18 protein-coding genes are annotated in these 24,133 nt (G+C 61.0%); 12 read left to right on the top strand and 6 right to left on the bottom strand.

Features of this window, described 5'->3' with window-relative positions:
* The first annotated feature begins 22 nt into the window (after positions 1-22).
* The 11 genes from A6U87_RS27270 (at position 23) to A6U87_RS27220 (ending at position 11,323) form a co-directional block, all read left to right on the top strand.
* Positions 23-907 (top strand): F0F1 ATP synthase subunit gamma, encoded by an 885-nt coding sequence (locus A6U87_RS27270; RefSeq protein ID WP_065694455.1) that lies wholly within the window; start codon positions 23-25, stop codon positions 905-907.
* Between the two features lie 23 nt (positions 908-930).
* A complete protein-coding gene (gene atpD / locus A6U87_RS27265; protein ID WP_065694454.1) occupies positions 931-2,379 on the top strand; it encodes a F0F1 ATP synthase subunit beta in 1,449 nt (482 codons plus the stop codon).
* A 77-nt stretch (positions 2,380-2,456) separates the two neighbouring features.
* Positions 2,457-2,861 carry a F0F1 ATP synthase subunit epsilon gene (locus A6U87_RS27260; protein WP_065694453.1) on the top strand — a complete coding sequence of 135 codons (405 nt, stop codon included), beginning with the start codon at positions 2,457-2,459 and terminating at the stop codon, positions 2,859-2,861.
* Positions 2,862-3,014: 153 nt separating this feature from the next.
* Entirely contained in the window at positions 3,015-3,782 is a 768-nt protein-coding gene (locus A6U87_RS27255; RefSeq protein ID WP_065694452.1) for an SDR family NAD(P)-dependent oxidoreductase, read from the top strand.
* A 110-nt stretch (positions 3,783-3,892) separates the two neighbouring features.
* Complete coding sequence (locus tag A6U87_RS27250; protein WP_065694451.1) at positions 3,893-4,228, top strand: helix-turn-helix transcriptional regulator; 336 nt, start codon at positions 3,893-3,895, stop codon at positions 4,226-4,228.
* A gap of 75 nt (positions 4,229-4,303) precedes the next feature.
* Complete coding sequence (locus A6U87_RS27245; protein ID WP_065694450.1) at positions 4,304-5,200, top strand: LysR family transcriptional regulator; 897 nt, start codon at positions 4,304-4,306, stop codon at positions 5,198-5,200.
* Between the two features lie 164 nt (positions 5,201-5,364).
* The gene (locus A6U87_RS27240; RefSeq protein WP_065694449.1) at positions 5,365-5,844 is read left to right on the top strand and encodes a formate dehydrogenase subunit gamma; all 480 of its coding nucleotides are present in this window, start codon (positions 5,365-5,367) and stop codon (positions 5,842-5,844) included.
* Positions 5,841-7,397 (top strand): NADH-quinone oxidoreductase subunit NuoF, encoded by a 1,557-nt coding sequence (locus tag A6U87_RS27235; protein ID WP_065694448.1) that lies wholly within the window; start codon positions 5,841-5,843, stop codon positions 7,395-7,397. The genes A6U87_RS27240 and A6U87_RS27235 overlap by 4 nt, the downstream gene beginning before the upstream one ends.
* 5 nt (positions 7,398-7,402) lie before the next feature.
* A complete protein-coding gene (fdhF, locus tag A6U87_RS27230; RefSeq protein ID WP_065694447.1) occupies positions 7,403-10,282 on the top strand; it encodes a formate dehydrogenase subunit alpha in 2,880 nt (959 codons plus the stop codon).
* Positions 10,282-11,109: a formate dehydrogenase accessory sulfurtransferase FdhD gene (gene fdhD / locus A6U87_RS27225; RefSeq protein WP_065694446.1), complete on the top strand. Its 828-nt coding sequence runs from the start codon at positions 10,282-10,284 to the stop codon at positions 11,107-11,109. The genes fdhF and fdhD overlap by 1 nt, the downstream gene beginning before the upstream one ends.
* Entirely contained in the window at positions 11,099-11,323 is a 225-nt protein-coding gene (locus A6U87_RS27220; protein WP_065694445.1) for a formate dehydrogenase subunit delta, read from the top strand. The genes fdhD and A6U87_RS27220 overlap by 11 nt, the downstream gene beginning before the upstream one ends.
* A gap of 59 nt (positions 11,324-11,382) precedes the next feature.
* On the opposite strand, the gene A6U87_RS27215 is transcribed toward A6U87_RS27220, so the two are convergent.
* The 5 genes from A6U87_RS27215 to rocF all read right to left on the bottom strand — a co-directional run bounded on the left by A6U87_RS27215 (position 11,383) and on the right by rocF (position 17,412).
* Positions 11,383-12,015: a hypothetical protein gene (locus tag A6U87_RS27215; RefSeq protein WP_065694444.1), complete on the bottom strand. Its 633-nt coding sequence runs from the start codon at positions 12,013-12,015 to the stop codon at positions 11,383-11,385.
* Between the two features lie 485 nt (positions 12,016-12,500).
* Positions 12,501-14,255, bottom strand: coding sequence for a methyl-accepting chemotaxis protein (locus tag A6U87_RS27205; protein WP_065694596.1), 1,755 nt, complete (start codon positions 14,253-14,255; stop codon positions 12,501-12,503).
* 282 nt (positions 14,256-14,537) lie between these two features.
* Positions 14,538-15,014: a chemotaxis protein CheW gene (locus tag A6U87_RS27200; protein ID WP_065694442.1), complete on the bottom strand. Its 477-nt coding sequence runs from the start codon at positions 15,012-15,014 to the stop codon at positions 14,538-14,540.
* Between the two features lie 245 nt (positions 15,015-15,259).
* Positions 15,260-16,459 carry an ornithine--oxo-acid transaminase gene (gene rocD / locus A6U87_RS27195; RefSeq protein WP_065694441.1) on the bottom strand — a complete coding sequence of 400 codons (1,200 nt, stop codon included), beginning with the start codon at positions 16,457-16,459 and terminating at the stop codon, positions 15,260-15,262.
* A gap of 17 nt (positions 16,460-16,476) precedes the next feature.
* Positions 16,477-17,412, bottom strand: a complete 936-nt coding sequence (rocF, locus tag A6U87_RS27190; RefSeq protein WP_065694440.1) for an arginase — start codon at positions 17,410-17,412, stop codon at positions 16,477-16,479.
* Between the two features lie 128 nt (positions 17,413-17,540).
* On the opposite strand from rocF, the gene A6U87_RS27185 reads away from it, so the two are divergent.
* Positions 17,541-17,969 carry an Lrp/AsnC family transcriptional regulator gene (locus A6U87_RS27185; protein WP_065694439.1) on the top strand — a complete coding sequence of 143 codons (429 nt, stop codon included), beginning with the start codon at positions 17,541-17,543 and terminating at the stop codon, positions 17,967-17,969.
* Between the two features lie 59 nt (positions 17,970-18,028).
* Here A6U87_RS27185 and A6U87_RS27180 read toward each other — a convergent pair whose 3' ends face one another.
* On the bottom strand, positions 18,029-24,133 hold the full coding sequence (locus tag A6U87_RS27180; protein ID WP_198928776.1) for a translocation/assembly module TamB domain-containing protein: 6,105 nt from the start codon (positions 24,131-24,133) through the stop codon (positions 18,029-18,031).

The raw sequence follows: 24,133 nt of genomic DNA, 5'->3' as shown, positions 1-24,133 counted from the left end.
ACCCAGTTAGGACGGATCACGGATGCCTTCACTTAAGGATCTGAAAAACCGGATCGCCTCCGTCAAGGCGACGCAGAAGATCACCAAGGCGATGAAAATGGTCGCCGCGGCGAAGCTTCGGCGTGCGCAGGAGGCGGCCGAGGCCGCTCGGCCCTATTCGCAGCGGATGAGTGCGGTTTTGGCGAACATCGCCAAGGCCGTCACCGAAGCGGATGGTGCGCCGACGCTCATGACCGGTACAGGCAAGGATCAGGTTCACCTGCTCGTCGTCTGCACCGCCGAGCGCGGCCTCTGCGGCGGTTTCAACTCGCAGATTTCTCGTTTTGCCCGTGATCATGCCCGCAAGCTGATCGCCGAAGGCAAGACGGTGAAGATCTTCACGGTCGGCAAGAAGGGCTACGACAGCCTGCGCCGCGAATTCCTCTCGCTCATCGTCGAGCGCAAGGAACTGCGCGACGTCAAGCGTGTCGCCTTCGAAAACGCCGACAGCATCGGCAAGCGCATCATCGAGATGTACGAAGCCGGTGAGTTCGACGTCTGCACGTTGTTCTACTCGGAATTCAAGTCGGTGATCTCGCAGGTTCCGACGGCACAGCAGCTCATCCCGGCTTCGGCTGGTGACGTTGTCGCCGAAGATGCCGCGCATGCGGGTGCGGTCTACGAATACGAGCCGGATCCGGCATCGATCCTGAGCGATCTGATCCCACGCAACATCTCTGTCCAGATCTTCCGCGCGCTCCTTGAGAACGTCGCCGGCGAAATGGGCGCAAAGATGAGCGCGATGGACAATGCGACGCGTAACGCTGGTGAGATGATCAACAAGCTGACGCTGAACTACAACCGTCAGCGTCAGGCTCAGATCACCAAGGAACTCATTGAAATCATTTCGGGCGCGGAAGCGCTCTGAGGTTAGGGAAAGAGGGTAAGAAGATGGCTAAGGCAGCTACCCCCAAGAAGGCCGCGGCAGGCTCCGCCGGCAAGGTCACGCAGGTTATCGGCGCCGTCGTAGACGTTGCCTTCGAAGGCGAACTGCCGGCGATCCTGAACGCGCTCGAAACCACGAACGGCGGCAACCGCCTCGTGCTCGAAGTCGCTCAGCACCTGGGTGAAAACGAAGTTCGTACGATCGCCATGGACTCGACCGAAGGTCTGGTTCGCGGTCAGGCCGTTTCGGATACCGGTGGCCCGATCACGGTTCCGGTCGGTCCGGAAACGCTCGGCCGTATCATGAACGTCATCGGCGAGCCGGTTGACGAAGCTGGCCCGCTGGTCACTTCGGGCAAGCGCGCTATCCACCAGGACGCTCCTGCCTACGTCGACCAGTCGACCGAAGCACAGATCCTCGTCACCGGCATCAAGGTCGTCGACCTGCTCGCGCCTTACGCAAAGGGCGGCAAGATCGGCCTGTTCGGCGGCGCTGGCGTCGGCAAGACCGTTCTCATCATGGAACTGATCAACAACGTCGCCAAGGCGCACGGTGGTTACTCGGTATTCGCTGGCGTGGGTGAACGTACCCGCGAAGGCAACGACCTCTACCACGAAATGATCGAATCGGGCGTCAACAAGCATGGCGGCGGCGAAGGCTCCAAGGCTGCGCTGGTTTACGGCCAGATGAACGAACCGCCGGGCGCCCGCGCACGCGTCGCTCTGACGGGTCTCACCATCGCTGAAGACTTCCGCGACAAGGGCCAGGACGTTCTGTTCTTCGTCGACAACATCTTCCGCTTCACGCAGGCTGGCTCGGAAGTGTCGGCTCTGCTCGGCCGTATTCCTTCGGCCGTTGGTTATCAGCCGACGCTCGCCACCGACATGGGCCAGATGCAGGAACGCATCACGACCACGACGACGGGCTCGATTACCTCGGTTCAGGCCATTTACGTCCCCGCCGACGACTTGACCGACCCGGCTCCGGCAACCTCGTTCGCCCACCTGGACGCAACGACCGTTCTGTCGCGCTCGATCGCTGAAAAGGGTATCTACCCGGCCGTTGACCCGCTCGACTCGACCTCGCGCATGCTCGACCCGATGGTCGTCGGCGAAGAGCACTACGAAGTCGCCCGTAAGGTCCAGACGACGCTTCAGCGCTACAAGTCGCTGCAGGACATCATCGCCATCCTCGGCATGGACGAACTGTCCGAAGAGGACAAGATGACGGTTACCCGCGCCCGCAAGATCGAGCGCTTCCTGTCGCAGCCGTTCTTCGTCGCCGAAGTCTTCACCGGTTCGCCGGGCAAGCTGGTTGCTCTCGAAGACACGATCAAGGGCTTCAAGGGCCTCGTGAACGGCGATTACGACCACCTGCCGGAAGCAGCCTTTTACATGGTCGGCTCGATGGAAGAAGCCATCGAAAAGGCCAAGAAGCTCTCCGCAGCTGCTTGATGCATTCCCTTACGGCGCGCTGGGATTGCCCAAGCGCGCCGTCTCTCGTTTCAAAGACAATCAAGAAGTGAAACGTCATGGCTGACAATTTCAATTTTGAACTCGTATCTCCGGAGCGCCTGCTCCTGTCGGAGATGGTGACCGAAGTTGTCATTCCGGCAACCGAGGGCGAGATGACCGTCATGGCGAACCACGCCCCGACGATGACCACCATCAAGCCGGGTATCGTCAGCGTTCGCTCCGCAAGCGGCGCAAAGCAGGACTACGTCGTATTCGGCGGTTTTGCTGACATCCTGCCGACCGGTTGCACGCTGCTCGCCGAATCGGCGGTTGCGAAGGAAGACCTGACCAAGGATGAACTGACCCGCCGCATCGACAGTGCGAAGCGCGAGTTGCTGGATGCACACCATCACGAGCACAAGTCGGCGCTGGAGCACTTCATCATGGAAATGACGCACCTCAGCGGCGTCATCGAAGACTGATCTGCTTCTAGCAGCATGATTAAAAGCGGCCTATCGGGCCGCTTTTTTGTTTTCGGCGTCTCTGTACGAAGTCTCCGCACGGCTGGTGTGTTCTTGTCTCTCCGGCTAAATTCATGGATGCTAAGGCCGAAGTGTTGTTTGGGGGGGTAGCATATGTTTCATCCGCGGCTGTTCGAAAACAAGAACGTTGTCGTCACCGGAGCCGGCCGGGGGATTGGCCTAGAGGTTGCGCGACAGTTCCTGGATTGCGGGGCCAAGGTGCTCGTCCATACCGGGCGTTCCGCCGATCGATCGCTTCCGGATTTCCTGTTGACCGCGGAGGAAGATCGGCGGGCGTTTCTAATCCCCGCGGACTTTTCATCGACCTCCGGCACCGAGACATTTGGTGCAGCCGTTCTCGGTGCCTTTGATCGCATCGACGTGCTCGTGAACAATGCGGGCACCATGGTCGGCCGGTTTCCTGCCGATAGTTTGACGGATGAGCAGTACGCCTCGATCGTGCAGTTGAACCAGACCTCGGTCGTCGAGCTGACGCGGTTGCTGCTGCCGGCGCTCCGCTCCGCACGTGGCGCCATTGTCAACACCGTCTCCATCTCGGCGGTAACAGGCGGAAGTCCCGGTTCGGCGATCTATTCGGCCTCCAAGGCGTTTGTTTCCACTTACTCAAAGGCCCTTGCCAGGGAGCTCGCACCCGATGGGGTCCGGGTCAATTGCGTGTCGCCCGGGACGATCGAGACGGACTTCCACCAGCGCTATTCCTCGGCTGAAAAGCTGGAATCCACGCGCAAGACCATCCCACTGCAGCGTTTGGGCACGCCGGAAGACTGCGCACCAGCCTATCTGTTTCTCTCGGCGCCCTCTCTCTCGGGCTACATCACGGGCCAGGTCATCGAGATAAACGGTGGTCAGCTGATCTGCTGATCGCTCTGCGACTTTTTTTGGCATTTTAGAAGATCCAAAGTATCGCTCTACCCGTATATGTTAGTATGTCTATTCTGACATTCTATTTATGCAATTAGAGATAGATAAATATGCACTTGCCTACACCCAGAGAGGGCACGAGCAGCCACGAGCTGCAAAAGTTCTCGACGCGCGCACGCGAGGCAAGCGACCTGCTCAAGGCGCTGGCGCATCACACTCGGATCCTGATCCTTTGCATCATTGCCGACGAGGAAAAGACCGTCGGCCAAATCGAGGACATCCTGGGCATTCAGCAGGCGATGGTTTCGCAGCAATTGGCGCGCCTGCGGCTGGAAGGCTTAGTCACGACGCGGCGGGATGGACGCCTTGTCTATTATCGTGTTGGAACACCCAGCACGATCACGTTCCTGAACTCGCTCTTCAGCATGGTCCCCGCAACGGAGTAGGCTTGATCTCGGGGCTTGCGTATCGCAGACAGCGACGCGAAAATAACGCGTGCCGTAGTTCGGCGCGGAGGCCGAATGATCGACAAGCTGGAATTCTTCATCGCGCTCGCCAATGAGAAGCATTTCGGCCGCGCCGCCGAAGAGTGCGGCGTCTCGCAGCCCAGCCTTTCCGCCGCCATCCGCCAGCTTGAAGATCAGCTTGGCGTCGTTCTGGTCCAGCGCGGGTCCCGTTTTCAAGGGTTGACCCCCGAAGGCCAGCGGGTGCTCGAATGGGCACGTCGGATCGTCAGCGATGCCCGGACGATGCGAGAGGAAATGCGCGCGGCGCGCAAGGGGCTCTCCGGCCACATCAAGATCGCGGTCATCCCTACCGCGCTGGCCATGCTGCCGCGCATCACCATGCCGTTTCAGGAGCGCCACCCCGATGTGACGTTTTCGATCGTCTCCCGCAACTCCCTGCAGGTGCTGAGCATGTTGGAGAATCTGGAGATCGATGCCGGCATCACCTATCTCGAGAACGAGCCGCTCGGCCGCGTTACCAGCGTGCCGCTCTACGAGGAGCGCTACAATCTCATCACCGCCGCAGGCAGTCCCCTGTCCGATCGCGAGAGTGTGACCTGGAAGGAGCTCGGCGATATCAGGCTTTGCCTATTGACGGCGGACATGCAGAACCGCCGGATCATCAATCAACTTCTCGCCGAGGCGGGTGCCACGGCGCATCCGACGCTCGAATCGAATTCGATGATCGTCCTCTTCTCACACGTAAGGACCGGCCGCTGGGCGAGCATCATGCCCCGCAACGTCGCAAAATCCTTTGGCTTTCCTGCCGAGATCAGGATGATACCGATCGTCGAGCCGCAAGCGCATCATGTGGTCGGTCTCGTCGCCACGCATCGCGAACCCTTCACGCCGCTGGTCTCCGCGCTGCTGCATGAAGCGCGCATCCTCGCCGAAACACCTGAACTTCGATAGGTTTTTCCTATCGTTTGACGGAACAGCGTTATTGATCGCTTCGCCGTTGCCTGAGAAAGTTCTATAATGAACTGACTTAGCGGTTTCGTCGGCCACAGGTTTCGGTAGAGAGCCCGCCCGCCCAAGCTGCTTCGCATAGTGTGCAGGCCGTGGGAGGGCTGCTGATGAACATTCATGTCGCCAGGAGCGATATCGCCGAGCGCACACGCGCCATCATCGACCATCTGAAATCTCTCGAAGGCCCGCTGCTGCCGATCCTCCACGAGATTCAGGACGAGTTCGGCTATGTCCCGCGCGAAGCGCTGCCGGTCATTGCCGAAGAGCTCAATCTGTCGCGAGCCGAAGTGCATGGCGTCGTTACGTTTTATCATGACTATCGCGATCATCCCGCTGGACGGCATGTTCTGAAGCTCTGTCGGGCCGAGGCCTGCCAGTCGATGGGCGGTGACGAGTTGGCCGAACGGGTCAAAGCCATGCTCGGTATAGACTGGCACGGCACCACGCCGGACGGCGCAATTACGCTCGAACCTGTCTTCTGTCTTGGGCTCTGTTCGTGCTCGCCGTCCGCGATGATGGACGGCGAGGTTCATGGCCGGGTGGATGTCGCCGATATCGAAGAAATGATCGAGGAGGCACGCCGATGACCGTCAGGATCTATGTCCCGCGGGATGCGGCAGCGCTGGCGCTCGGTGCGGATAAGGTGGCGGATGCGGTGGCGCGAGAGATCGCAGATCGCGGCCTCGACGCCAAGATCGTGCGCAACGGTTCGCGCGGCATGCACTGGCTGGAGCCGCTGGTTGAAGTCGAAGTTGCCGGCAAACGGATCGGCTATGGCCCGGTGAAGGCCCGCGACGTCGCGGCTCTGTTTGACGAGGGGCTGATCTCGGGTGGCGATCACCGGCTCTGTCTCGGGGAGGTCGAAGAACTACCGTTCCTGAAGCGGCAGACGCGGCTTACCTTTGCGCGTTGCGGCGTGATCGATCCGCTATCGCTGGATGACTACGAGGCTCATGGTGGTCTTGCCGGTTTGCGCCGCGCAGCCTCCATGCAAGCCGCCGATATCGTCAAGGAAGTCACCGACTCCGGCCTGCGCGGCCGCGGTGGTGCCGGCTTTCCCACCGGGATCAAGTGGAAGACCGTGCTCGACGCACAGGGTGCGCGCAAGTACATCGTCTGCAACGCCGACGAGGGCGACAGCGGTACCTTCGCCGACCGAATGATCATGGAGGGCGATCCCTTCGTCCTGATCGAGGGGATGGCGATCGCGGGTCTTGCTACGGGGGCGACCAAGGGTTTCGTCTATACGCGCTCGGAGTACCCGCACGCGATCGCAGCGATGACCCGGGCAATCGACATCGCCCGCAGTGCCGGCATTCTCGGCACCTCCGTGCTCGGTTCGGGCAAAGCCTTCGATATGGAGGTTCGCACCGGTGCCGGCGCCTATGTCTGCGGCGAGGAAACGGCGCTGCTGAACAGCCTGGAAGGCAAACGCGGTATCGTCCGCGCCAAGCCGCCATTGCCGGCGCACAAAGGCCTGTTCGACTGTCCGACCGTCATCAACAATGTGATCTCGCTGGCATCGGTCCCTGTCATCATGGAGAAGGGGGCGGCTTACTATCGCGATTTCGGTATGGGTCGCTCGCGCGGCACGATCCCGCTACAGATCGCCGGAAACGTGAAGCATGCCGGCCTGTTCGAGACGGCGTTCGGGCTCTCGCTCGGAGAAATCATCGACGACATCGGCGGCGGCACGGCGTCCGGCCGTCCTGTCAAGGCTGTGCAGGTCGGCGGGCCGTTGGGCGCCTATTTCCCACGGGCCCTGTTCGATACGCCGTTCGACTATGAAGCCTTTGCGGCCAAGGACGGGCTGATCGGCCATGCCGGCATCGTCGTCTTCGACGATCGTGCCGACATGCTGAAGCAGGCGCGTTTCGCCATGGAGTTCTGTGCCGTCGAAAGCTGCGGCAAGTGCACGCCCTGCCGCATCGGCTCGACACGCGGGGTGGAAACGGCCGACAAGATTGCGAAGGGCATTGAACCAGAGAAGAATCGGGCGCTCCTTGCCGATCTCTGCAACACGATGAAGTTCGGCTCGCTTTGCGCGCTCGGCGGTTTCACGCCCTATCCCGTCATGAGCGCCATGACGCACTTCCCCGAAGATTTCGTCCCCACACCTCTTATTGAAGCGGCGGAGTAAGACCTATGCCTCTCGTCCACGAAACCGATTACGGCACGCCGGCCTCCTCCTCCGAAACCATGGTGACGCTCACCATCGACGGCAACCAGGTGACGGTGCCCGAAGGCACCTCGATCATGCGCGCATCGATGGATGCCGGCATCGAGATCCCCAAGCTCTGCGCCACTGACATGATCGACGCATTCGGCTCCTGCCGGCTCTGTCTTGTCGAGATCCAGGGGCGGGCCGGCCTTCCGGCATCGTGCACCACACCGGTCGCGGCAGGGATGGTTGTCTCGACGCAGACTAGCCGGCTGAAGGATATCCGCAAGGGCGTGATGGAGCTCTACATCTCCGACCATCCGCTCGACTGTCTCACCTGTGCCGCCAATGGCGATTGCGAGTTGCAGGACATGGCAGGCGCCGTCGGTCTACGCGATGTGCGCTACGGCTATGACGGCGACAACCACGTCAAGGCGCGAGACAATGGCGGGCTCAATGCCAAATGGGCGCCGAAGGACGAGAGCAATCCTTACTTCACGTTCGATCCCGCGAAGTGCATCGTCTGTTCGCGCTGCGTGCGGGCCTGCGAGGAAGTGCAGGGCACGTTTGCGCTGACCATCGAGGGGCGCGGCTTTGACTCGCGCGTTTCGGCCGGCATGCACGAGGATTTCGTCTCGTCGGAATGCGTCTCCTGTGGCGCATGCGTGCAGGCCTGCCCGACGGCGACGCTGACCGAGAAGGCGGTGATCGAAATCGGCCAGCCGGAGCATTCGGTGGTGACCACCTGCGCCTATTGCGGCGTTGGCTGCTCCTTCAAGGCGGAGATGCGCGGCGAGGAACTGGTGCGCATGGTGCCCTGGAAGGACGGACAGGCGAACCGTGGGCATTCCTGCGTCAAGGGCCGCTTTGCCTACGGCTATTCCAGCCACAAGGACCGCATACTGAACCCGATGGTGCGTGAGAAGATCACGGACCCGTGGCGCGAAGTGACCTGGGACGAGGCTTTCGCGCATGTCGCCTCGGAATTCCGCCGCATCCAGTATCAGTATGGCCGCGACTCCGTCGGTGGCATTACCTCCTCGCGCTGCACCAATGAGGAAACCTATCTGGTGCAGAAGCTCGTGCGTGCCGGTTTTGGCAACAACAATGTCGACACCTGCGCCCGCGTCTGCCATTCGCCCACCGGCTACGGTCTTGGCCAGGCCTTCGGCACCTCGGCGGGTACGCAGAACTTCGACAGCGTCGAGAAGAGCGATGTCGTCGTCATTATCGGCGCCAATCCGACGGATGGACATCCGGTCTTCGGGTCGCGCCTCAAGAAGCGGCTTCGGCAGGGCGCCAAGCTGATCGTCATCGATCCGCGCCGGACCGATATCGTGCGCTCGCCGCATGTCGAGGCGTCGTATCACTTGCCGCTGAAACCAGGCACGAACGTCGCCGTCATGACCTCGCTAGCGCATGTGATCGTCACCGAGGGTCTGTTCGACGAGCGTTTCATCCGCGAGCGCTGCGACTGGTCCGAATTCGAGGATTGGGCGGCCTTCGTCGCCGAGCCGCAGCACAGCCCGGAAGCGACGGAAGCGCTGACCGGTGTACCGTGTGACCTACTGCGGGGCGCTGCCCGTCTTTATGCCACCGGTGGGAACGGTGCGATCTATTACGGCCTCGGCGTGACCGAGCATAGCCAGGGTTCGACAACGGTCATGGCTATTGCCAACCTAGCGATGGTGACCGGCAATATCGGCCGTCCCGGCGTGGGCGTGAACCCGCTGCGCGGTCAGAACAACGTGCAGGGTTCCTGCGATATGGGTTCCTTCCCGCACGAACTGCCGGGCTATCGTCACGTCTCCGACGATGCGACGCGCGATATCTTCGAAAAGCTCTGGGGCGTGAAGATCAGCGACGAGCCGGGCTTGCGCATCCCCAACATGCTCGATGCCGCCGTCGATGGCTCCTTCAAGGGGCTCTATGTCCAGGGCGAGGACATCCTGCAGTCCGATCCCGATACCAAGCATGTGGCGGCAGGCCTGGCGGCGATGGAGTGCGTGGTGGTCCATGACCTCTTCCTGAACGAGACCGCGAACTATGCGCATGTCTTCCTGCCAGGTTCGAGCTTCCTCGAGAAGGACGGCACCTTTACCAATGCCGAGCGCCGCATCAACCGCGTGCGCAAGGTGATGAGCCCGAAGAACGGCTATGCCGACTGGGAAGTGACACAGAAGCTCGCCCAAGCGATGGGCCTTGCCTGGAGTTACCAGCACCCGTCCGAGATCATGGATGAGATCGCGGCCACGACGCCGAGCTTCGCCATGGTGTCCTACGACTATCTGGAAAAGATGGGCTCGGTGCAGTGGCCTTGCAACGAAGCGCATCCTGAGGGATCGCCGATCATGCATGTCGATGGATTCGTGCGCGGGAAGGGCAAGTTCATCCGCACCGAATATGTCGCCACCGACGAGCGTACGGGACCGCGCTTCCCGCTGCTGCTCACAACCGGCCGTATCCTGAGCCAGTACAATGTTGGTGCGCAGACGCGGCGCACGGAGAATGTCGTCTGGCATTCCGAAGACCGGCTGGAGATCCATCCGCACGATGCCGAACAACGCGGCATTCGCGATGGCGACTGGGTGAAGCTGATGAGCCGATCCGGGGATACGACGCTGAGGGCGTTGATCACCGATCGCGTTTCACCCGGCGTGGTCTACACCACCTTCCATCATCCCGATACGCAGGCCAATGTGATCACGACGGACTTCTCGGACTGGGCGACGAATTGCCCCGAGTACAAGGTGACGGCGGTGCAGGTCTCGCCTTCCAACGGTCCATCCGATTGGCAGGTCGAGTATGACGAGCAGGCTCGGCAAAGCCGGCGGATATCGGGCAAGCTGGAGGCCGCAGAGTAATGACCGAGCGGCCAAGCCGGATTGCCGTCAGACGCACGGCCCGCAGCGGCGGTGTGATGGTATCCGGCGAGCGCATCGTGCCGGAGGAGGTTCCCATAGCCTTCTCCTATGGTGGTTCGACGCATGCGGTCATGATGGGAACACCTGCTGATCTCGAGGATTTCGCCATCGGCTTCAGCCTCACGGAAGGGATCATCCGGCGGCGCGACGAGATCTCGGCGATCGAGGTGGTCGAGAGCGAGCAGGGCATCGACGTGCAGGTTTCGCTGGTCGATGAGGCTGCCCTCGCTTTAACGGCGCGCCGCCGGAGCATGGCAGGCCCGGTCGGCTGCGGTCTCTGTGGCATCGAATCCATCGAGCAGGCGGTTCGCAGCGTGCCCGATGTGTCCGCGGCAGGCATGACGATCAGCCATGAGCAGATCGTGGAAGCGATTTCGCTCTTGAATGGAGCGCAGCCCCTGCACCGGGAGACGCGAGCGGTCCATGGAGCGGGCTTCTATGTTCCCGGCCAGGGTCTCGTCGCCGTGCGCGAGGATGTCGGGCGGCACAATGCGCTGGACAAGCTTTGCGGTGCGGTTGTTCGCCTGGGTCTTTCAGGCGCGGGGGGCGTCGTTGCCGTCACCAGCCGTTTGTCTGTCGAGATGGTGCAGAAGGCCGCCATTCTCGGCAGCCCTGTGCTGATCGCCATCTCCGCGCCGACGGCGCTTGCGATCCGCACCGCCGAGCAGGCGGGGATGACCCTGATCGCCCTCGTTCGCGGCGAGGATTTCGAGATTTTCACCCATTCGCACCGCATCCAGCCGGGACATATTTCCGATGTCGCATGATACCCAGACCAAACTCGTCTACATGGCAAACCAGATCGCGACGTTCTTCAAGACGCAGCCCGAGGATGAAGCGGTGCCGGGGGTGGCTTCCCACATCAATAAATTCTGGGAGCCGCGCATGCGGCGCCAGCTTTTCGAGATACTGGAGCGTGACGACAACGGACTGAATCCGCTGGTGGTGCAGGCTGCAACGCTGATCCGTCGCCCGGAATAGCCAATCCCAAGCGCAAGACAGAAATCGGAGAAGCGCCGGCAAGCCGGCGCTTTCCTGCATCAACGCATGGCGATGACCATCTTGCAGAGCTTTACCAGGCTTGAATCGAACCCACCTGAACGCACGACGTCCTTGCAGCGGACCTTGATCTTTGCCTGCTCGGCGGATGACATGTCGTCATAGGCGAGCAACGGGTTCTTCGGATTGCCGGTCGTTCCCGGGCCTGTTGTACCTGGCCCCGATGTGCCGGGTCCCGTCGGGTTGCTTACCGATGGCACGCCGAGGTCGACGTCCGCAATCGTATTCCCACCCAAACCAACGGTGGCTTTTGCTGTGGCGAGGCTGCTGCCACCCACGTTCGCGCCAACATCGGCATTGACCCCTCTGGAGCCGCCGACACTTGCGGTCGTGCTCACGCCAAGACCGCGGCTGCTGCCGCCGACCGACGTATTGCTGTTGATGCCGCTGGCACCACCGACAGAGGCGTTGACGCCAAGGCCGCCCGACGAGCTGCTGCCGACATTGGCGTTCACGCCGCTGGCACCGCCAACCGAGACGCTCAAGCCGCTATTGCTACTGTTGACGCTGACGCCGTTCTTGCCGCCGATATCAAGCGCGCTCGCCGGAATGGGAGCCACCAGCCCCGCACTGCCAAGAAGAAGGATGGCTATGGTCGTTGTCTTGTAACTCATACTAACCTCCAAACGATCTCTTACCGGAACTCGATGCTCCGGCTTGGGGAAACAGAATGGAAGCGCGCTTTCATCTTGCGATTGGCAGCAACCAAGGGTGGCTGCCAGCCTTTCACCATAAGAGAAAGATAATATGCGCGAAGCCTAAGATTTCAATATTTCCTCACGCATAGGTAATTTAGGATTTTCGGTAGGCCTAATCGATCGTGAACGCAAAGGCAAAGAATCTCGTCTGCTATGAGGATGGTCGAGCTCTCTTATCACCTGTTTCTAATGGACAAACTATTGAAATTTAACATCTTTGACGTTGTTGAGGGTTTGATTGCGTGGGCCTCGGGGAGCGACTTGGTTTCCCATTTTCATATTCCGCTAATGCAATGTGTAGTCGAGCTTGTTCTCTTTGCTGAGGGATCTTCGAAGCTCGCCAGAATTGCAGAAGTCGGCACCGCGCTTGGCGATGCCGGCTGTTCACACCTGTCAGCTGTTTAGAACTCTTGCCAGCTATCGGCCACAGGCGCTGCCGCACCGTGGGCTCTTGCCACGCGGGCGACCAGATGCAGCGCCGGGGAGGGCGCTGGCCTCGGCGCGCCTCGAGATGCGTAGGTCTCGGCTAGGCGGAACTGCGCAATCAGGGCCCGAAGCGCTTCCGCTTCTGCGGCGAGTTTGTGGCTTGCCGCGGTGCTCTCCTCGACCATCGCAGCGTTCTGCTGGGTGGCCTGATCCATGGAGTTGACGGCGTGGTTGATCTCCTTGAGGCCAGTCGCCTGCTCCTTGGATGCCTCGACGATGGCGACGACGTTGGTGTTGATGTCGCCGACCTGTGTCACGATTGTTTCCAGCGCCTTGCCGGTCTGGCCGACAAGATCGACGCCGTTGCGGACAAGTTCGCTCGATTTGGTGATCAGCGACTTGATCTCCTTCGCTGCGCTGGCGGAGCGCTGGGCGAGTTCACGCACTTCCTGTGCCACGACTGCAAAGCCTTTGCCTGCCTCGCCGGCGCGGGCCGCCTCCACACCGGCATTGAGCGCGAGCAGATTCGTCTGGAAGGCGATATCGTCGATGACGCCGATGATGTTGGTGATTTCTCGTGAGGATTGCTCGATCTGGTCCATGGCCGAGACCGCATTGCGGACGACGAGCCCGGATTGTTCGGCGCCGTGCTTTGTCTTGGCGACCAGCTTACCGGCTTCGTCGGCACGATGGCTGGAGTCGTTGACGGTTGTGGTGATCTGTTCGAGCGCGGCAGCGGTCTCCTCGACCGACGCGGCTTGCTGCTCGGTTCGCTTGGAGAAGGAATCCGCTGATGAGCCGATTTCGCGGGATCCGGCGGCAATCGCGCGCGCATTTTCGCCCACGGTATTCAGCGTTTCGGATAGCTTGGCGACCGTGGCATTGAAATCGTGCCGCAACTGTTCCATCGACGGTACGAAGGCGGCATCCACGGTCTTGGTGAGATCGCCTTCCGACAGTCCGCGAAGCGCTTCAGCAAGCTGGGTGATTGCGCTCATTCGTTGGGTAACGTCGGTCGCGAACTTTACGACCTTGTAGACTTTGCCGTTGGCGTCGCTAATTGGGTTATAGGCCGCCTGGATCCAGATCTCCTTGCCACCCTTTCCGTATCGAACGAACTCATTGGCGATGAACTCGCCTTGAGCGAGCCGGCGCCAGAAATTGGCGTATTCATCCGTTCGCGTGTATGCCGGTTCGCAGAACATGCTGTGGTGCTTGCCCGCAATTTCAAAGAGCGAGTAGCCGAGCGCGCCGCAGAAGTTCTCGTTTGCCGTCAGGATCTCGCCGGTGGGGGTAAACTCGATAACGGCTTGCGAGCGGGAGATCGCGTCGAGCTTGCCGGCGTCCTCGACCGCTTTCTTCTTCACATCGGTGATGTCGGCGGCAAATTTTATGACCTTGTAGGGTTTGCCGTTCTTGAACACAGGATTGTAGGTGGCCTGGATCCAGATCTCCCGACCGCCCTTTGCAAGGCGCTTGTAGGCGCCGGAGTCGTGTTCGCCTCTGCCGAGCCGAGCCCAGAAGTCGCGGTATTCCGATGTCGCGGTATAGGTCGGCTCACAGAACATGCTGTGATGCTTGCCGGCGATTTCCGAGAGGCTATATCCAAGCGCATTGCAAAAATTCTCGTTTGCCTTCAGGACGTTGCCCTTGAGATCAAACTCGATGATTGCCTGCGACTTCGAAATCGCGTCGAGGATATTCTTCGAATCAGATGACAGACCGAACATTTTCATCCCCTCAATGCGCGGGCGCCAATGCTCCGCGCGTTCCATTAACCTGACGACTGTTGTCGTTCCAAGGCCGTTCGTCGGTGCCCATTTCGACGCGAGAAATTCCTAGTCGCCACAACCAATGATCGGACCATGAGGGTTAATGTTTAGTGTAAAAGAAATATCTAATTTAATATGAGTGTTATGGTAGAAATTATGATGAATTTCTTATAATGAGTGTATTCGTCTACAAAAAAAGCCGCTCGATCTGAGCGGCTTTTTTTTGGTGTTTAGCTTTCGCTATGCGGCGAGTTCGTCCGCTTCGTTTTCCTTGAACATCTTGGCGAGGTTCAGGAAGCAGATCATGCCATTCTCGGAGGCGATGATGCCCTCGCAGAAGGCGCGGTCGAACGATGCGGTCACTTCCGGTACCGGCTGCACCTGGCCAGACGAGATCGTCAGGATGTCAGACACGCGGTCGACCAGCATGCCGATGACCATGTTGTGAACCTCAGCGACGACGATGGCGCTGCGCTCATTGGCAACGGTGCTCTTCATTCCGAGCTTGAAAGCAAGGTCGATGATCGGGATGACGGAGCCGCGCAGGTTCATGACGCCGATGACGTCGGCTGGCGAATGCGGGATGGGTGTCGACGGTGCCCAACCGCGAATTTCGCGAATTGTCGTCGTCTTCACGCAGAATTCCTGATCGTGCAGTCTGAAGGCAATGATCTCAAGCGTATCGCCGCTGAAGCTCGTGGAATTGATGGTAGCCATTAGAATTGTCCCAACTGTCGAAAGCCAGGGCAGAAGCAACCGCGCCACCATTGGCGCGGATGGACTTTGCCTTCAAACCGCCGGAACTCTTCGACCGAGAAAGTACCGATACGGTTACTCCGGACATTAGGTGAAGAGTGTTTCTCAATTCTAAATTGGGACAGATGATTTTTAGTCCGGCTCGGCGTTTGCTCGAGATGAACTCACGATGTTGCGAGAGTCCACCTTGGGCGAAGGCGGAGCGACTAAGCGATCGTCTTTTCGATCTGCGCCACCGCCCATTCAACCTGATCCTTGGTGATCACCAGCGGCGGTGCGAGGCGGATCGTGTTCTCATGCGTATCCTTGGCAAGCAGCCCGCGTTCCTTCAGGGAGTAGCAGTACTGGCGGGCGCCACCGGCTTCCGGTACGAGTTCGACAGCCATCATCAGGCCCCGGCCGCGCACGTCCTTGACGATGTTGGAACGGATCGAGCGCAGGCCCTCGAGGAAGTAGTCGCCCATCTTTGCGGCGTTCTCGATCATGCCTTCCTCGGTTAGCACCTTCAGCGCCGCGCGCGCCACGGCGCAGGCGAGGGGATTACCGCCGAAGGTCGAGCCGTGCTGGCCGGGCTTCAGGACGCCAAGCACTTCGGAATTGGCAAGAACGGCAGAGACCGGATAGAAGCCACCGGACAATGCCTTGCCGATCAGTGTTACATCGGCCTCGATGCCTTCGTGTTCCTCTGCCAGCAGCTTGCCGGTGCGGCCAAGCCCGGTCTGGATTTCGTCGAGGATGAGCGTGACCTGGTTCTCCGTGCAAAGTTCACGCACGCGCTTGAAATAGCCGGGCTGTGGGATGATAACGCCAGCTTCGCCCTGGATCGGCTCGATCAGCGCGGCGACGGTGTTCTCGTTGATGGCCGCCGCAAATGCATCGGCATCGCCGAAAGGAACGGTCCGGAAGCCCGGCGTGTAGGGGCCGAAGCCGGTGCGCGCATCCGGATCAGTCGAGAAGCTGATGATGCTGAGTGTCCGGCCGTGAAAATTATCCGAGCAGACGATGATCTCCGCTTTGCCTTCCGGCACGCCCTTGACCTCGTAGCCCCACTTGCGCACGGCCTTGATGGCAGTCTCGACCGCCTCGGCGCCTGAGTTCATCGGCAGGATTTTGTGCGAGCCGGTCAGGGCCGCGAGCTCTTCGTAGAGGTGCGCGAGCTGGTCGTTGCGGAAGGCGCGCGAGGTCAGCGTCAGCTTGCCTGCCTGCTCGAACATCGCGGCAAGGATCTTCGGATGGCAGTGGCCCTGATTGACCGCCGAATAGGCCGAGAGACAGTCAAGGTAGCGGTTTCCGTCGGTGTCCCAGACATAAACGCCCTCGCCACGCGTCAGGACGACGTCGAGCGGCTTGTAGTTATGAGCGCCGAGGCGCTGCTCGGTATCGATCAGGTTGGCTGCCGTTTTCATTATTTGTCCCTCTATTATTATGCTGCGCGTGTCGGGCGGTCGAATATGCGGCGGCCAAAGAGGCTTGCCGTGAGCTCCACGAGAATTCGGGCGCTCTTGCCCCGATCATCGAGAAAGGGGTTGAGCTCGACAAGGTCGAGCGAAGAGACGAGGCCGCTGTCGCACAGCATCTCCATGATGAGGTGAGCCTCGCGGAACGTGGCGCCGCCGGGGACAGTCGTGCCGACGCCGGGGGCGATTTCGGGGTCGAGGAAATCGACGTCGAGGCTGACATGCAGCAGGCCGTTGGCGGCGCTGACAGTGCCAAGGATATCGCGCATGATCGCTGCAACGCCCTGCTCGTCAATCGATCGCATGTCGAAGACGTTGACGCCGTGTTCCTTGATCAGTTCACGCTCCGGCGCGTCCACCGAACGAATGCCCACCTGGAAGACGTTGCGCGGATCCACCAGGGGCCGGTCCTTCGGCAGGACCTCGGCGATCTCGGCCTGGCCGCAGAAAAAGGCGACCGGCATGCCATGAATGTTGCCGGACGGCGAGGTTGCAGGGGTGTTGAAATCGGAGTGTGCATCAAGCCAAAGCACGAAGAGCGGTCGGCCCTGCCGGGCTGCGTGGCGTGCCATGCCGGAGACGCTGCCCATCGACAGGCTGTGGTCGCCGCCGAGGATGATCGGGAAGCGGCCGGCTGCAGCGATCTCGTAGACGCCGGCTTCCAGCGCACGGGCAAATGCCCCGACTGTCCGTAGATTGTGTGCCTTCGGGAGGTTCGGCAGGTCGCGCGCGGGCACGACCTGTACGTCGCCGGCATCGGCGACATCATAGCCGAGATCGACCAGTGTCCGGTCGACGCCAGCAATGCGCAGTGCGGCGGGACCCATGGCAGCGCCCCTGCGACCCGATCCCTCTTCCAGGGGGGCGCCGATAAGTGTGACCGGTCTGGCTTGCGTCTGCATATGTCTTTTCCCTCATGCTGTTTCGGATGAATAGTGGAGCATCGACGCGACGACAAAAAGATGAAAAAATGTTCGGAATGAAAGCCGATTTAGCAGTTTGCTAAGTCACATATGGCAAAGTGGAAACCATGGACGATCTTGATCAGGAACTTCTCAGCGCCCTCCGGCACAACGCGCGTACTCCCGTGTCGTCGCTGGCGGCTTTGACGGGTGCGTCGCGAGCCACCGTTTCCGCCCGGATCGATCGCCTCGTCGCCAATGGAACGATTGCGGCCTTCACCATCCGCACCGGCCACGAAACCCGCGCGGCAGGCGTTCGAGCGATCGTCATGATCGAGGTTCTCGGCAAGCTTGCCGACAAGGTTGCCGATCAGCTTCGCGGCTTGCCGCAGGTTCGCGCCCTGCATAGTACCAACGGAAGATGGGACTTCATCGCGGAGTTGGAAGACCGCGATCTCGTTTCTTTTGACGAGACATTGCGGCGCATTCGACTGGTGGATGGAATCAACACCACCGAGACCAACATCCTGCTGAAGACGCGAAAGACGAGCTTCTAAGCGCCCGCGTAGCCTGGCGGTTTGCTGGACGCAGACTGCCGCGAGAGGACGTCTATCGCCTAGTATTCATGCTCGTAGACGATGCCTGCCTCGCCGGCACCATCGCCGCCAGCTGCGCCGCGCAACTTCACTCCGCGTCCGACGTCGAGGTTGATGATGGCCTTGGCTCCCGATTTGCCACTGCTCTGCTGCAGCTCGAAATAGGTGCGTTCGTTCAGGTAGCGGCCGACGCTGACGCTGGTCTGGCCGTTGGCATCCGTGCTGATGTCTAGATCATCGACGCCCAGCTGGTTGCGTAGCCCTTGAAACAGCGAACCCGAGCGCCCGCCGGCAAGCTGGCTCACCGCGTCCGCCAGTTGGGCGATCTGGAGCGGAGAGAGCCGGGACATGGATTGGCCGAAAATCAGCTGCGCCAGGACCTCGTCCTGCGGCAGCGCGGGCGAGGAGGAGAAGGTGATGGACGGGTCGGTCGCGAGGCCCGCTACGTCGACGGTGAGCGTCGTCGAGCCGGAGGTCGAATTCGCTTCCATCTGCAGTGCCGGAGTCAGATCGCCGGCAAAGGTGATGCGGCTCTTGTCAGAGAAGTCGAGGCGGCGGTTGAGGATCGTCAAGCGGCCACGACGCATGGTGAAGCCACCGGAAACCAGTGGGGCCGAGGCCGTTCCCTTGATCGTTACGCTTCCTCCAAGCTCGGCATCGATCCCGCGCCCACGGACGAAGATCTGCGATGGGGCATCCAATCGGATATCGAGGTTCATGGTCGCGGATTTTTCACGCGGCCCCTGAGGCCCGGCGGCGGCGAGCTGCGCGAGAACCGCCTTCGGCGCGTTCACGTGCTTGATGTCGATTTCGCGCAGCGAGGTCGGCAATCTCTCTGGAACCGTGATGGAGGCCCGTTCGACGTGAAGCTTTCCGGTGAGCGTAGGACCGGCAAGCAGCGGGCCGCGCAATCCGATCGTCCCATCGACTGTCGCGACGACCAGCGTGCCGTCGACGTAGACGGCCTTGTCGAGCTTCACATCGATGTTGGCCGGAAAGTTCGCTGCAGGCTGGATCCCGACATTGCCGGTGACGGAGATGCTGCCGCCGCTGGCGATCTGGCCGGTGAGCCTCGAGATGACCGCTTGCTGCCCATTGAAACGGATGTCGGCAGTCAGGCTGTTAAGCGCAAGATTGCGCCGCACATCAACGATCCTGGCGCCAGTGGTTGTCACTGTTCCATTGACCAGCGGGGCGGCCGCCGTGCCGCCGATCTGCAGATTGAAGTTGGCCGTTCCCTCTGCCGTCAGCCCTTGGGCGGCGAGCTGTGTGCCGAGGACCGCGAAGGGCAGATTGCCCGAGAAGCGCAAGTCGAGCGCACGGTTGCCAGCAACGGCAACACTTCCCCCACCCTTCAGCGACAGGCCGCCACCGCCCCCGACTGTTGTGTCGAACTTCAGCGTCGGGCCGGACAGCTTTCCGCTCGTCGCGATGCTGAGCGGTTGGAGGCCGGCGCTTCTGGTTTGGCTGGTCGCAGCGTTGCGCCAATCCAGTTTGAATTCGGCGGCGGGAAGCGGCAGCTTGCCGGATGCGGTTACCGTGCCCGAGATATTGCCTTCGGCCGCGAGCCCTGGAACGAAGGCGTTGGCCAGTCCTGCCGGCAGGTTTGCAACGTCGGCATTGACGGAAAGCGACCGCGCGTTTGGTCCGGCGACGACGAAGTTGCCGCCGGCCTTCAGCGACACGCCACTGCCACCCAGGTTTGCCTTGAAGTCGAGCTTGTTGTCGGCCAGCCTGCCGCTGGCATCGGCAGACAAGGGACCAATGCCGGAGGCTCTGGTCTGCGTTGTTGCTGCGTTCGCCCAGCCGAGCTTGAAATCGATGATCGGATTGGTTGGGGTTCCCGAGGTCTTTGCCGTACCGGAAATGACGCCCTCGGCTCCCAAGCTTGGAACGAAGCCATTGGCGAGGCTCGCCGGGAGGTTTGTGATGTCGGCATCGACGGACAGGCCGCCGACCGTTCCGCCTTGCAGCGCCGCGCTTCCCTTGGCTTTCAGCAGGTCCCCGCTCCTGCCGGAGAGGTTTGCGTCGAAATCGATCTTGTTATCGGCAAATCTGCCCGTCGCGTTCAGGCTAAGCGCGGAAAGACCGGCGCTTTTCGTCTGGCGCGTTCCGGCATTTGCCCAGTCCAGCTTGAAATCGACGGCCGGCAGCGGGAGATCGCCCGACACCACAGCCGATCCGGAGATCGTGCCCTCGGCGCCCAGATCGGGGACGAAACTATTGACCAGAGCGGCGGGAAGGGCATTGAGGCTTGCGTCTGCCTTCAGGTTCCGCACAGCGGTACCCTCGAGTGCCGCTGTACCCGATGCCTTGAGTTGGGCGCCTCCTTCTCCATCAAGGTTCGCCTGGAAGGTCAGGGTGTTGTTGGCGAGAGTGCCGTTGGCGTCCAGGGCGAAAGGAGCAAGGTGGGCCGCCTTGGTCTGGCTGGTGGCCAGATCCTTCCATGCGAGGTCGAAACGGCCCTCCGGCTGCTTCAGAGTGCCGGTGACCGAAGCCGCGCCGGAAACGATGCCTCTTGCACCAAGGTTCGGCACGAAGGCGTTGGCGAGGCTTGCGGGCAATTCGGCCATTGTGGCGTCGATCGCGAGGTCGTGGAGCTCCTTGCCGCTGAGGTGCAGCTTCCCATTGGCGGCCAACGACATACCGCCGTTTGCGGTGACGTTCGTGTCGAAGTCGAGAGTGCCGTCGGCAAATTTGCCATTGGCTGCCAGCTTGAGGCCGGTGAGGCCTGCTGTCTTCGTCTGCGCGGTAGCTGCGTTCTTCCAATCCAGATGCAGATTGGCAGTCGGTGTCGGCAGCTTGCCTGAGGCGTTGAACGTCCCCGAGATCAGGCCTTCGGCCGCAAGGTTCGGCACGAAGGCGTTGCCAAGCGCAGCCGGGATATTCGCGAGCTCTCCGTCGAGCGTCAGCGTCTGCGCGGTGTCACCCGAAACCACAAAACTACCGTCGGCCTTCAGAGACAATGCGCCGCTGCCGCTGGCATTGGCGTTGAAATGGAGGATATTATTTTCGAGTTTGCCGCTGGCGGAAACGCCGAGCGAAGAGAGTTTGGCAATCCTAGTCTGGCTGGTTGCGGCATTCTTCCAGTTGAGCTTGAAGTCGAGTTCCGGTGCCGGCAGCTTGCCGGAGGCACTGACTTTGCCGGTGATGGATCCTTCGGCATTGAGGCCGGGCACCAGCGCATTTGCCAGGGCGGCAGGTATGTTGACGATGTCAGCATTGGCGCTCAACGACTGGGCGTTCGGTCCTGCCGTCGCGAAGTTTCCCTGTGCCTTCAACGAAACGCCGCCGCTTCCAGTCGCAGCTGCCTGGAAGTCCAGCGTATTGTCGGCAAAAGTGCCGTTGGCACCGATCGCAAGGGGTGAAAGGCCGGCGCCCCGGGTATGGCTGGTTGCCGCATTCTTCCAGTCTAGCTTGAAGTTCGCGCTTGGCGCGGCTGGCGTGCCCTTGACTGTAACCTTGCCGGATATCGTGCCCTCTGCCTGAAGGTTGGGCACAAAGCTGTTCGCCAGACTTGCCGGCAGTTCCTTGATATCGGCATCAATGTCCAGCGTCTCGCCGATCGTGCCTCTGGCGCTGATTGCGCCAGCGCCGGCAGTGAGCTCGATCCCGTTGAGGGTGACGGTCCCGTTGCTGAAGCTCAGATCCGACGGCGACGTAAGCTCGACGGGAATGTCATGCGGTCTCGCCGAAAAGCGGTTCAGCTGCAGAAGGGTGGTTCCGTCCTTAGCCTCCACTCCGCCCCTGACAACGAGCGGGCTGCTGTCATAGATCGCGTCGAGATCAAAGTTTGTGCGGTTCTGCAGTTGCGTGAAGGTCAGCCCCAGCGTCTCTACCTTGTTCGTGCCGGACGCGATCTCCTCGGCCTTGATGCTTCCCGTTGCCGCGAATGCCTTGAGATCGCTGACCGTAACGTTGATGTCCGGTTTGACAACCGAGAAGGTGCCGCGCTTCAGCCCGCTGCCTGCCGCCGCCACCTTGAGCGCGATCTTGCCGCTTTCATTGGCAATGTCGACGGAGCCCTTCAGGTCGCCTTCCGCGAGTTGCCCGCCGAGAGCTGCCAGAAGGCCGACATCCGGAAAATCGAAGGTGAGGGACCCGGTCGGCTGGAAGCCTCCGGAAAGTTCGACATGGCCCGTCAGGCGATTCTTGCCGACATTGGCGGCAATCGACGGCAAGATCACCCTGCCATCCATCGACTGCATATCGGTGCTGATGTTGATCGCCTGGCCGTCGATGCTGCCCTTGGCGGTCAATTCGGCCTTGGGAGCCTTTGGATCCGCAGTGCCGGAAAGGATGACGTCAAGATTGGCCAGTTTTCGTCCGGCGATATCAAGCTGAGGTGCCTTGACGTTTGCCGAGACGGCGAGTGCTGCAAGGTTGCCCTTTGCGCTCAGCGAATAGCTTGCTTCGCCCGCGGCTGTTTCCAGAAACTTCGCGACCTCCGGGATCCGGCCCGAAAGGGTGGCGTCGAGCATATCACCGTCGAGTGCGACGTTGCCGTTCGCTTCCAGGGCGCTGGACTTGATGGTAAGGTTCGACAAGGTGATCTTCGACGGGATCGTTCCGCCAACAACCGTCTCAACCACTATCGGGGCATCGAAACGGGCTGCCACCGCCGGGGGCAATGCCGGGGGTTCGATCGTCAGCTTGGCGTTGCCGGTGAGCGCACTGGCACTGAGCTTGTAGGACCCGTTCAGGCTGGCGTTGGCAGACGCGCTTTCGATCGTCGTGCCGTTGAAGCCGAGGGCATCCGGTGAAATTTGCAGGGGGACGGCAATCGTCACCGGTCCTTGGATCGCCCGGTTGATGTCAGGGTTGGCGAATGTCATGTCGCCCGCGACCAATCGCAGCTGGACACCGCCGGAGCGGCCGGAGAGATTGAAGTTGTCGCTCTTTGCCGTCAGCTTGACGTTGTTGATCGTTGCCTGCGGCAGGACCGCGGAATCGATCGATGCGCTGGCGTTGAGGCGCGAGGCTTTCGCGTCCCCCGTCAAGGCGAGGTTGACGCCTGATATCATGAAGCGCGCGTCGCCATCGGCCAGCGGCCAACGGAAATCGACGGGTCCTGATGTTCCGAGAAGGTTGGCGTTCAGGCTGTTCTTGCCCTTGGGGTCCAGAGTGCCTGAGGTTGCGATAACGACCGCACCGGTCGCGATGTTGCCGGTTTGAATATCGATCTTGCCCTTGTTGTCGAACGTGGCGGCGACATCGATATTGGTCTGCCCTGAAAACAGTGGGCGGAAGGCTGCGGGAAGCAGGGAGGTGAGATCGCCGCCGCCCTTGAGGTCTATGTGATGCAGGCCATCTGGCGTCTGGGCATGGTGGGCTTCGATTGCCGCACGCTGTTGTCCGTCGAGCGACGCCTGCAGCTTGCCTTTCCAGTTGGAAATCGGGCCGTCGCCCGCGAGGCTGACCTCCAAGGCAGGATTGCCGGGGAGCGCCAGTACGCCCGCAAGCAAGCCACCCTTCGGTTCGCTCAGCTTTGCCTGCAGCCGCAGCTGGTTTCCATCAGGAAGAAAGGCGACATCCGCCGTCAGCTTCGCATCGGGAACATCATGCCTGTTCAGCGACAACGAGGCATTGCCGCCCTCGTTGTCGGCACGCATGCTGCCATTGGCTGCGAGCGAGAAGGCGCGGCCGATCAGCGGCTGCTCCAGCCGAATGGCCGGTAGGGAGATGTTGTCGATATCGAGCTTGAGCGGAAGGGAAAAGCCGCTGCTGTCTTCGGCAGCCGGGCGGGACGGCAGCGTTCGCACAGGGCTGCGCAGAACGTGGATATCGGCGGCCTCCACGCGCGTCGCGTGGAATCGTCCTGTCAGCAGCGCCAGGGGATTCCAGTTGATCGCGACGCCATCGATCTCCGCGAATACGCCACGCGTATCGGAAAGCACGATCTGGCTTGCCCGCAGCCCTCCGGTCAAAAGCCCTTGCGGATCCTGAACACGGATAGTCATATCGCGGTTGGAGATGATCGACGCAACCTTGTCGACGACGATCCGCGGGCCAAAGGATGTGAAGCCGAAAACGCCGATTGCCACTGCAGCAAGGATCAGTACGACGCCCACGGAATAGCCGAGCAGGCGGATGATCCAGGTCACGATTTTAGTCAACGTCTGCAT

Origin of the sequence: Rhizobium sp. AC44/96, assembly GCF_001692185.1 — a bacterium.
Lineage (GTDB): Bacteria > Pseudomonadota > Alphaproteobacteria > Rhizobiales > Rhizobiaceae > Rhizobium.
The sequence above is the reverse complement of the archived record's forward strand: the minus strand, read 5'-3'. Positions and strand labels throughout refer to the sequence as shown.

What these genes read in the sequence shown, in the direction of transcription:
- fdhD (WP_065694446.1), top strand. Translation starts at nt 10,282, where the DNA reads ATGACCGAGCGGCCAAGCCGGATTGCCGTCAGACGCACGGCCCGCAGC.
- A6U87_RS27235 (WP_065694448.1), top strand. Translation starts at nt 5,841, where the DNA reads ATGACCGTCAGGATCTATGTCCCGCGGGATGCGGCAGCGCTGGCGCTC.
- A6U87_RS27245 (WP_065694450.1), top strand. Translation starts at nt 4,304, where the DNA reads ATGATCGACAAGCTGGAATTCTTCATCGCGCTCGCCAATGAGAAGCAT.
- A6U87_RS27200 (WP_065694442.1), bottom strand. Translation starts at nt 15,014, where the DNA reads ATGGCTACCATCAATTCCACGAGCTTCAGCGGCGATACGCTTGAGATC.
- rocD (WP_065694441.1), bottom strand. Translation starts at nt 16,459, where the DNA reads ATGAAAACGGCAGCCAACCTGATCGATACCGAGCAGCGCCTCGGCGCT.
- A6U87_RS27185 (WP_065694439.1), top strand. Translation starts at nt 17,541, where the DNA reads ATGGACGATCTTGATCAGGAACTTCTCAGCGCCCTCCGGCACAACGCG.
- A6U87_RS27250 (WP_065694451.1), top strand. Translation starts at nt 3,893, where the DNA reads ATGCACTTGCCTACACCCAGAGAGGGCACGAGCAGCCACGAGCTGCAA.
- A6U87_RS27260 (WP_065694453.1), top strand. Translation starts at nt 2,457, where the DNA reads ATGGCTGACAATTTCAATTTTGAACTCGTATCTCCGGAGCGCCTGCTC.
- rocF (WP_065694440.1), bottom strand. Translation starts at nt 17,412, where the DNA reads ATGCAGACGCAAGCCAGACCGGTCACACTTATCGGCGCCCCCCTGGAA.
- A6U87_RS27205 (WP_065694596.1), bottom strand. Translation starts at nt 14,255, where the DNA reads ATGTTCGGTCTGTCATCTGATTCGAAGAATATCCTCGACGCGATTTCG.
- A6U87_RS27180 (WP_198928776.1), bottom strand. Translation starts at nt 24,133, where the DNA reads ATGCAGACGTTGACTAAAATCGTGACCTGGATCATCCGCCTGCTCGGC.
- A6U87_RS27215 (WP_065694444.1), bottom strand. Translation starts at nt 12,015, where the DNA reads ATGAGTTACAAGACAACGACCATAGCCATCCTTCTTCTTGGCAGTGCG.
- A6U87_RS27240 (WP_065694449.1), top strand. Translation starts at nt 5,365, where the DNA reads ATGAACATTCATGTCGCCAGGAGCGATATCGCCGAGCGCACACGCGCC.
- A6U87_RS27255 (WP_065694452.1), top strand. Translation starts at nt 3,015, where the DNA reads ATGTTTCATCCGCGGCTGTTCGAAAACAAGAACGTTGTCGTCACCGGA.
- A6U87_RS27270 (WP_065694455.1), top strand. Translation starts at nt 23, where the DNA reads ATGCCTTCACTTAAGGATCTGAAAAACCGGATCGCCTCCGTCAAGGCG.
- A6U87_RS27220 (WP_065694445.1), top strand. Translation starts at nt 11,099, where the DNA reads ATGTCGCATGATACCCAGACCAAACTCGTCTACATGGCAAACCAGATC.
- atpD (WP_065694454.1), top strand. Translation starts at nt 931, where the DNA reads ATGGCTAAGGCAGCTACCCCCAAGAAGGCCGCGGCAGGCTCCGCCGGC.
- fdhF (WP_065694447.1), top strand. Translation starts at nt 7,403, where the DNA reads ATGCCTCTCGTCCACGAAACCGATTACGGCACGCCGGCCTCCTCCTCC.